Origin of the sequence: Barnesiella intestinihominis YIT 11860, assembly GCF_000296465.1 — a bacterium.
Classification (GTDB): domain Bacteria; phylum Bacteroidota; class Bacteroidia; order Bacteroidales; family Barnesiellaceae; genus Barnesiella; species Barnesiella intestinihominis.
The window spans coordinates 251249-260658 of the sequence record NZ_JH815205.1; the positions used below are offsets into that span (position 1 = coordinate 251249).

At 43.1% G+C, this 9410-nt stretch carries 5 protein-coding genes, 1 rRNA gene and 1 other annotated feature (1 of these 7 cut by a window edge); of the genes, 1 reads left to right on the forward strand and 5 read right to left on the reverse strand.

Translation table 11 applies throughout. The features are described 5' to 3' along the window. Positions 1–9: 9 nt before the first annotated feature. From HMPREF9448_RS10010 to HMPREF9448_RS10025, 4 genes are all read right to left on the reverse strand, one after another. Positions 10–1359: an MATE family efflux transporter gene (locus HMPREF9448_RS10010; RefSeq protein ID WP_040296223.1), complete on the reverse strand. Its 1350-nt coding sequence runs from the start codon at positions 1357–1359 to the stop codon at positions 10–12. A gap of 176 nt (positions 1360–1535) precedes the next feature. After that, on the reverse strand, positions 1536–4019 hold the full coding sequence (locus HMPREF9448_RS10015; RefSeq protein WP_008862452.1) for a glycoside hydrolase family 9 protein: 2484 nt from the start codon (positions 4017–4019) through the stop codon (positions 1536–1538). A 5-nt stretch (positions 4020–4024) separates the two neighbouring features. Beyond that, the gene (locus tag HMPREF9448_RS10020) at positions 4025–5491 is read right to left on the reverse strand and encodes a sodium:solute symporter (RefSeq protein WP_008862453.1); all 1467 of its coding nucleotides are present in this window, start codon (positions 5489–5491) and stop codon (positions 4025–4027) included. Between the two features lie 25 nt (positions 5492–5516). After that, positions 5517–6683, reverse strand: coding sequence for an exo-beta-N-acetylmuramidase NamZ family protein (locus tag HMPREF9448_RS10025; RefSeq protein WP_021892351.1), 1167 nt, complete (start codon positions 6681–6683; stop codon positions 5517–5519). Positions 6684–6873: 190 nt separating this feature from the next. Between HMPREF9448_RS10025 and HMPREF9448_RS10030 the strand changes: the two genes are divergently transcribed. Further along, positions 6874–7959 (forward strand): hypothetical protein, encoded by a 1086-nt coding sequence (locus HMPREF9448_RS10030; RefSeq protein ID WP_008862455.1) that lies wholly within the window; start codon positions 6874–6876, stop codon positions 7957–7959. A gap of 258 nt (positions 7960–8217) precedes the next feature. Here the strand turns inward: HMPREF9448_RS10030 and rrf are convergent. After that, a 5S ribosomal RNA gene (rrf, locus tag HMPREF9448_RS10035) occupies positions 8218–8326 on the reverse strand. 75 nt (positions 8327–8401) lie between these two features. After that, positions 8402–9410 (reverse strand) — a sequence feature (mutual gap in cmsearch alignment for this rRNA model is longer than 100); it runs 3645 nt beyond the window's last position.

Here is a 9410-nt window from a genome sequence, read left to right on the forward strand (position 1 = left end):
TTTTATCGTTTACAACGATCGGAATTTATACTCCAATTTACGGTTCGTTCGTCTGATATACCAAATACAAATCAGCAACGAAACAAATGTCGAAATAGGAGGAGCAAATCCCATCAGATGCAATGACGCCGAGTCTATCTGTCCGAACAGATAAGATAACGGGACACGAAAAACGAAAGTCGCTATTATACTATGAATCATAGGGAATAACGAATTTCCTTGCCCACTGAAATAAGAATTGATACAAAACACGAAACTGACGATAATACAGTCGATACTATATCCACGCAAGTATTCGGAAGCCATCGCAATTACAGCCGGATCCTTTGTAAAGATTCCGGTTAGCGTATCGGGCAAAAACTGAGAATAAACGCAGACCGATACCCCGAATATCAATGCCATACCAATTCCCGAATAAAGGCAGCGTTTCATTCGCAACAACAATCCCGCCCCATAATTCTGAGCCGTTATCGTAGCTACTGCCGACGATATGGCCATCGGGGGCAACATGGCAAATACGATAATTTTCTCGACGACTCCCAATGCTGCCGAAGCAATAACACCCATTTGATTGACAATAACGGTTATCAATAAAAATGATACATTCACCAAAGCATCCTGTAAAGCGATAGGCGCTCCCAACACAAAAATCCGGCGAGAAAGAATCGGGCTTAATCGAATATCCCGACGGGAAAAAGGGAAATGAAATCCTCGTTTATGGAGGAACCAGAGTGCCGTTAAAAAACTAATGCCTTGCGAAGATGCCGTGGCAATCGCTGCTCCCGCCGCTCTCAAATGACAAAAACCGACAAGAACGACATCAAACACGATATTGATAACACAAGCCAAAGCGACAAAATAAAGCGGAGTTTTCGAATCGCCCAATCCTCGAAGAATCCCGCATACAACGTTATATCCCATGATAAACGGAATGCCTATCGAACAAATCAGTAAATAATGTTTTGCATCACGCATGGCCTCGACCGGCGTGTGCATGAGAACAGCAATATAATTATGAAAAACAACCATAATCAACGTCAAAAACAAACCGACCGAAGCAAATAGGCAAATGGACGTACCGATAGAAGTCGCGACATCGCGATAATTTTTCGCACCCGTTGCCATAGCTATAACGACAGTAGTACCAGTGGTCAATCCTAAAATAATCCCTGTAATCGTCTGCATAACCTGACTACCAATGGCAACGGCAGCGACACTGGCGGCATCGTCGAACCACCCTACTACAAACAGATCGGCTCCGCCATAAAGAGCTTGAAGCAGATTCGCAATCAAAAAAGGAACGGCAAATTGAAGTAGCGTTTTGAGTACACTACCTTTTGTCAAATCCAATTCTTTCATAAAACCTCTTTTAAGAAAAAGCCGGACAAGAGAATGATTTTCACCATTCATCTTATCCGGCATTACAACTATCATTATAATACCCTCCGATGAGGATTTTCCTTATTTTTCGGGTGCAAAGATGGGTCTAAATTCGCTACGAACCAAATTCTTTTATAAAAATTCCGAATCGTCCTTTATTTTCCCACGGCTTCGGGAAGTGCGACGAATGTATATCCTTTCCTCTGCAATGCACGAATAAGCCGTTCGAGATAGCGCTCATAAAACTTATCGGTACGTTTGTCATCGGTTCCTAAATGAAACAACATAATATGACCATTCAATCCATTGCGTTTTTCGACCTCCATTACCCTATCGTATATAGACTCGCTACTACGATAATTCTTCATATCGGGAGTCGTATAGTCGGCATTGGTCCATGTGCCGGGAGTAAAATTCACAAGCCTTAACCCCAATCCTCTCGCCCAAGCTGAAATCTTCTCATTATAATATTCATAAGGAGGAATGAACAGATTGGATCGCGATACATCTATACCAGATTTGCGCATGCGAGCATATACATCTAACATATCTTGCTCGAACTGCGCTTGACTTACCAAAGTAGAGTCCCGATTTTCCCAAGCACAATATAACAGATGCGCATCGCCGTGAGCCCCTACATAGTGTCCGGCATTGTACAAAGTCTGTATAGTTTCGGGGAAACGCTCATAAAATTCGCCGGTGAAGAAAAATGAACCTTTCACATCACATTTTCCCAAAACTTCTAAAATATGCCGAGCGCCATCGCTCTTATCAGCAGCCGTAAAAACAAGCGAAATTTGTTTCTTCTCGGCATCGGTACGGACGATTCCTCCATAAGCATACTCGTTTCTATCCAATCCGCGAGATTTCATACCCTCCTTTTGCAGAGATGACAGCAAATAACTGAGGCTGGCCGTTCCGTCCATCGTAGGTTCATTCGTAGAGTAATCTTGTATATCGTCATGATATACTATCTCTGATTGAAAACGGGCATAAGGATCTCTTCTCGTCAAACGAACGCCTCTCAAACTATCGAAGATGGACGAATATACGGGGCCATCGACTAATCCACCGACCGTCGTACCAACCCCCAAAGCGATTAACGGCGTGTGCGGATCGACGGGATAATCGCCCCATAAAGGTAACTCGGTAATCATACTCGTACCCCACGGATTGCACCCGAATAACCAATCGATCAACGAGGACTCCATCTCCCGATATCGGTTGTCACCTGTCAATTCACGATAAAGGCGGCATTGTGTAGCCATAGCGACTGTCAAATTATTGGAACACCATATTGCCGGGATTCCATTCAAAAAAGGATTTCCCTGCGCCCGTTCATAAACTCGTTCGATACCACTACGCAGATTGCGTCCAAACTCCTTACTTATGCGCGAATCGCTCACACTCGCCAAATGATAATGCCCTAAATTGATAAAAGGATACCATTGATAGTGACGAGCACTATCGGCTCCCATCCACGGTGTAACCGGTTCGAATCTTCCATATTTGACAGCCTCTTGTAAAAAAGAGGTTTCTCCCGTAGATACATATAATTGAACGGCTGCCAATTCCATGTCGTCAGTCCAGTTACACTCCTCATAAATGTATGGAGAAACGACCGAAGCTGTTTGGCAAACTCCGGGATTATTCGCTCCATGCCAATAGGCCTCACGAGCTTTAACAAGCAAAGTATCGGCCATATCGGGATAAAAATCTTTCAATATCTCGGCTCCCAATGCGAAGCAAGATGCATATTTCCCAGCCGTACTAGCAACACCAGTCGTTGCATTGGAGAACTCGCCTCGCGCCTGAGGCTTTCCCGAACAATAATAAACAGGACGTCCCGTACCTTTCCCCCAACCATAATCTATATGGTCTTGCGAGGGTAATTTAAAGCCTTTGTGATCTCGGTCGTCGGCAATTTGATTGTACATTTCGCCTTTCGAGGGATTCATACGATTAAGCCAATCCAACCCCCATTTAATCTCATCGACAATATCGGGAATACCGTTTGCTCCGGGTAAACCGTATGCATCATACGCATCTCCATAGACCTCCGGATTTTTCAGATAGGCAAACATCATTTGATAGGTAGCATTAGCCGATGTGGTGACATATTGTAACTGGTCGCTCGCATCATGCCAACCTCCCCGAACGTCGATTCGTTCGCCATTTCTCGTCGGGTGATAAACGATATACCCATCGTGGATATGGCAACTGTCCTGTTCGAACGGATTAAAACCGCAACGTTGCTGTCGCATATACCGCAAAATGAAATCGGCGGTTCCGTCGTATACCCGATTGCCTATGACAAACCGAGGAGACATAGTTTCCCCTACTCTTAACACATAAGTTCCCTCTGTTTTAAAATCGCTGAAATCGAGACGATAAACAGACTGCATACGTCCCCATGTATTCGCCTTTTTCGGATTATCAAACCACTTCACAATCTCCCCGGTAAACACCTCGACAAGTACATATTCTTCCACAGCAGCTTTTCCTTCGCTCATAAATACCGCTACCTTAGGAGATTCGGGCAAATAACCTAATTGATTGATACGAATCCATTCGCCCGCAGACACAGATGAAAGAAGAGAAACAAGCCCTATTATGATACCGGAAATACTGTACTTCATACACCTTATGATTTTGTGGATCCGGGGGTCTGTTTCCTTATCAGGAACAATAAACCTATGAATGTGAACAGAGCATTCAATATCAGTAATTCATAACTGAACGAATACCCTCCGAACCAAGTCTGAGAATTCCGATCTAATATAAAGCAAAGAATAGGTGAAAGTATGGCAACCAATGGTATGTACTTATCTTTTACCTGCTTCTTTACAAATATACCAAAAGCAAATAACCCCAATATAGGACCATAGGTATAACTGGCTAAAATATAAACGGCATCGATGACACTCGTATTATTGAGCAAGTTAAAAACAAAAATCACAATACCCATGACCACGGCCATACCCACATGCACTCGCTTACGAAGCCTGACAACTTGGTCTTCGCTTTTACCTTTCACACCCAGAATATCGACTGTAAACGAAGTTGTCAATGCGGTCAAAGCCGAGCCTGCTGCCGAATATGCCGAAGATATAAGTCCGACAACAAACAAAATTCCGACAATTACAGGAAAATATCCTTGTGTCGCAATCATAGGAAACAATTCGTCACTCTTTTGTGGAGCTTGAATGCCGTTTATCTCGGCATATACATACAAAAGAACGCCCAGCATCAAAAACAGGGATATTACGAAAAACTGCGAAATACCGCTAGTTATCATATTTTTTTGAGAATCCTTGAAGTTCTTGCAACTCAAATTTCGTTGCATCATGTCTTGGTCGAGACCATTCATGGCAATCATCGTAAAGACCCCTGCCAAGAATTGTTTAAAGAAATATCGCTTATCGTTCACATCGTCAAAATAAAACATGCGCGACATATCCGATTGGTTTATCGTCTGCCATAAACCGCCAAAGTCCAAATGCAAATCGGTAGCGATATAATAAATACACAATATGACAGAAACAATGAGACACACGGTTTTCAACGTATCGGTCCAAATCAATGACTTTACTCCACCTCGAAAGGTATAAAGCCAAACTAATCCTACTGTAAAAATTACATTTAAAAGAAATGGTAACTTCATCGGCCCGAAAACGAGTAACTGCAAAACCACACAGACCAAAAACAATCTTACCGCAGCACCTAACATCTTGGATATGAAGAAAAACCAAGCTCCCGTACGATAGGAAGACATGCCGAACCGGTTCTCCAAATACTCATAAATGGAAACTAAGTTCATTTTATAAAATAGCGGAACCAGCACATAAGCAATCAGTATCTGTCCGACCACGAAACCTAAAACCATTTGTAAATAGGAAAAGCCGCTGGCCGCAACCATACCCGGAACCGAAATGAATGTTACGCCTGAAATCATAGAGCCAATCATGGCAAAAGCTACAACATACCAGGGAGATTTACGATTACCCACAAAAAAGCCCTGGTTATCGGCTCTATGTCCTACTATATAGGAAATACCGAACAACACAATGAAATAAGCAAAAATGGCGATCAAGACAACAGCAGGTGTCATTTGTTTTTATTAAATTTAATGGTTATTACTCTTCATATAATAAATAAGGACGACGTTGCTCTCTGAATTTTTCTACGTCATCATGCCACATAGCCTTTATTTCTTCGGACGATTTCCCCGCCTTTATCATTTCACGTACATAATCCACACCTATTAATTTCTCGAAAAACGGGCGAAAGAAATGATCTCCTAAATTAAGGTTGCGATAAGCATCTATCACATAATCGAAATTAATACCCTTTTCCCATATTTCTTCATTGGATAATCGAGTCAAATCCACACCGTAACATTTCTTATTCAACAAAGGAGGATTTTTCGCTCCCGGCACACTACGAGGAGTAAAAGAGAATGTATAACCTACCATGTTGGGATGTCCATAAATTTGAAACGGCCAATCGGTTCCCCGGCCCAAACTTACCGGAGTCGCCTCGAAATAACAAGTCGACGGATAAAGATATATCGATTTCATATTCGGCAAATTAGGAGAAGGAGGAATGGGAAGTTCATACATAGTTCGATGTGTATAATTTTTACACGGTATTACAGTCAAATCACAAATGCGACCATCGGAGAGCCAACGCTCCCCGTTTACCATACGAGCCAATTCTCCCAAAGTCATACCGTGCACTACCGGTATAGGCAACCAACCTACTCCTGATTTATATTTCATATCAAGAATAGGCCCGTCGATATAATGACCGTTAGGATTCGGACGATCCAAAACAATCACCATACGACCATGTTCGGCACATGCATCCATCAACTTAACCATTGAAATATAGTAGGTATAAAACCGTAGTCCCACATCTTGAATATCGACTACCAGAACATCGAACATACGCATAGATTCGTCCGACGGACGTCCTGATTTTCCATCATACAGCGAACTTATTTTTATTCCTGTCTTAGGATCGATCGACCCCGACACATGCTCTCCGGCATCGGCATTTCCTCGAAACCCATGCTCGGGAGAGAAGATAGTTACCACATTCAAACCCTCTCCGACCAGAACATCTACTAAATGTCTATTACCAATCATACCCGTATGATTGGAAAAAACGGCTACTCGTTTTCCTTCCAAAAGAGGATAATATTCAGCCGTTCTTTCAGCCCCTACGATAACACGGTTTTCCTCGGCTTGAACAATAGAAATACTACAAATGAACAATAAAAATAAGATTTGCTTTCCCATGGCATTTATCCGTCTCATAGCACTATATTTCACAATTTATTTGTAAATGTAAACACATTTTCAGAACAAGACAACCCGTATAAAAATATTTAATAGATTTTATAAACTATATAGAAAGTCGTTCCCTTTTAAATTATAATATTATATATTTGTCTAAGAAAAATCAATATGATACAAACACCCATTTTCAATGATTAAGTATACTCAACAATCATTTCATAAGAATTGCAAGTTCATGTTTACCTCCATATATAATCGTATTCTAAACTATTGCAACTCGGTCTATAAATCTCCATCTTCCAAAACCGTAAAAAAGATGAAAGAGGAGTCTGCAAGATGGTTTATCGATTTATTGCAACAACGTTATTCAACGGGAACAAGCGACTCACCATGCATTCATACAGGGAACAAATGCGTAATCATAATGGTAGACAATACCATTTACAATCCGGGATTGGCAGACAAGCTACGGGGAATATTGTCTATTTACTCCTTATGCAAGGAAAAACACATCGACTTCAAAATCAACTGGACCTATCCGTTCGAATTGACCGAATACATGCTCCCCAATAAAATTAACTGGATTATAGAACAAGAAAAAATCAAATACTCTCTATCTGACTCTAAAATCGTAGTCATCGACACATTGCCTAATATTCATGCTTCCCGACAAAGTATCATCGATAAAAAAATATTCGACGATACCGTTCTAAACTCTCAATATCTACAATATCACATCTACACCAACAGCATCATACATACCCAAGCGTTTCCAAACTTATTCAGAGAACTTTTCACACCCTCCGAAAAACTACAATCACTCATTGATTTACATCACAAAAACATCGGGGAAAAATATGTGGCCGCTTCCTTCCGATTCCTCGAATTACTCGGTGATTTCAAAGACTCAGAGGGTATGGACGAAATGCTTCCTCCCAGAGAACAGAAGCTACTAATAGAACAATGCTATATCGAATTAAAAAAATTCATAGATACTTTACCCGAATTTTACAAAATATTAGTAACCTCCGACAGTGAACGTTTCCTTGCAAAAGCGAGTACACTACCCCGCACCTATATTATACCCGGAAAAGTGATTCACATCAGATACAAAACGACCGATACTTCGGCCTATATGAAAACCTTCCTCGATATGTTCCTATTGAGCGGTGCTGAAAGTCTTGTTCTCTTTAAGACCGGTAAAATGTACAATAGCGGGGTTCCTCGCTTAGCTTCCCAAATCGGTAACAAACATTTCAAAATACACGAGTTCTAACAGTAATATATCAAATCGAAAGGCGTCGAAATTGCCTATAAGTCCAACAAATCGTACTATTCCTCTCTGCACTCGTTACCGAGGGGCTTAGCACTTCTCTCCTGTTCGGCATTCCGGTACAGGGGAGAGGGATAATCATGGAAACGATGTGACTTTAGGGGCGTTCATGTGTCTCTCCTGCCTTGCCTCGTTGTGAGTCCTATATACAAAAAGAGAGAAAGCCGAAGGGGTTCTCCCTCTCCGGCTCTCTCTCCTATAAGTTGGCGGCTACCTACTCTCCCACTTGCGCAGTACCATCGGCGTGGCGGGGCTTAACTTCTCTGTTCGGAATGGGTAGAGGTGGATCCCCCGCGCTGTAACCGCCTGAATGTCTCGATCCTTGACGAAAAAAAAGAGTCTTTCGCAATCTCTGCCTCCCTTATCTACCCTCGACGTCTCGCACTTCCGAAAGTTTCGGGCTATTAGTACCGCTCGGCTGTGACATTGCTGCCTGTACACCTGCGGCCTATCTACGTCATCGTCTTTGACGTCCCTATATGGAAATCTTATCTTGGAGTGGGCTTCGCACTTAGATGCTTTCAGCGCTTATCCCTTCCAGACTTAGCTACTCGGCTGTGCTCCTGGCGGAACAACCGATGCACCAGGGGTCTGTCCAACACGGTCCTCTCGTACTAGTGTCGGATCTCCGCAAATTTCCTGCGCCCACAACAGATAGAGACCGAACTGTCTCACGACGTTCTGAACCCAGCTCGCGTGCCACTTTAATGGGCGAACAGCCCAACCCTTGGGACCTTCTCCAGCCCCAGGATGTGACGAGCCGACATCGAGGTGCCAAACCACTCCGTCGATATGAGCTCTTGGGAGGGATCAGCCTGTTATCCCCGGAGTACCTTTTATCCTTTGAGCGATGGCCCTTCCATGCGGAACCACCGGATCACTATGCTCTAGTTTCCTACCTGATCGACTTGTGGGTCTCTCAGTCAAGCACCCTTGTGCCATTACACTCTCCGACCGGTTACCAATCGGTCTGAGGGTACCTTTAGAAGCCTCCGTTACGCTTTTGGAGGCGACCACCCCAGTCAAACTACCCACCAAACAGTGTCCTCGCTACAGCGAGTTAGCGCTCAAACATTCGAAGGTCCGTATTTCAACAGCGGCTCCTCGACGACTGGCGTCGCCGACTCGTAGCCTCCGGACTATCCTACACATCAAATGCCCAAACGCAATGCTAAGTTGCAGTAAAGGTTCACGGGGTCTTTTCGTCCCGTTGCGGGTAATCGGCATCTTCACCGATACTACAATTTCACCGAAGTCACGGTTGAGACAGTGTCCAGATCATTACACCATTCGTGCAGGTCGGAACTTACCCGACAAGGAATTTCGCTACCTTAGGACCGTTATAGTTACGGCCGCCGTTTACCGGGGCTTCAATTCAAGCCTTCTCTTGCGAT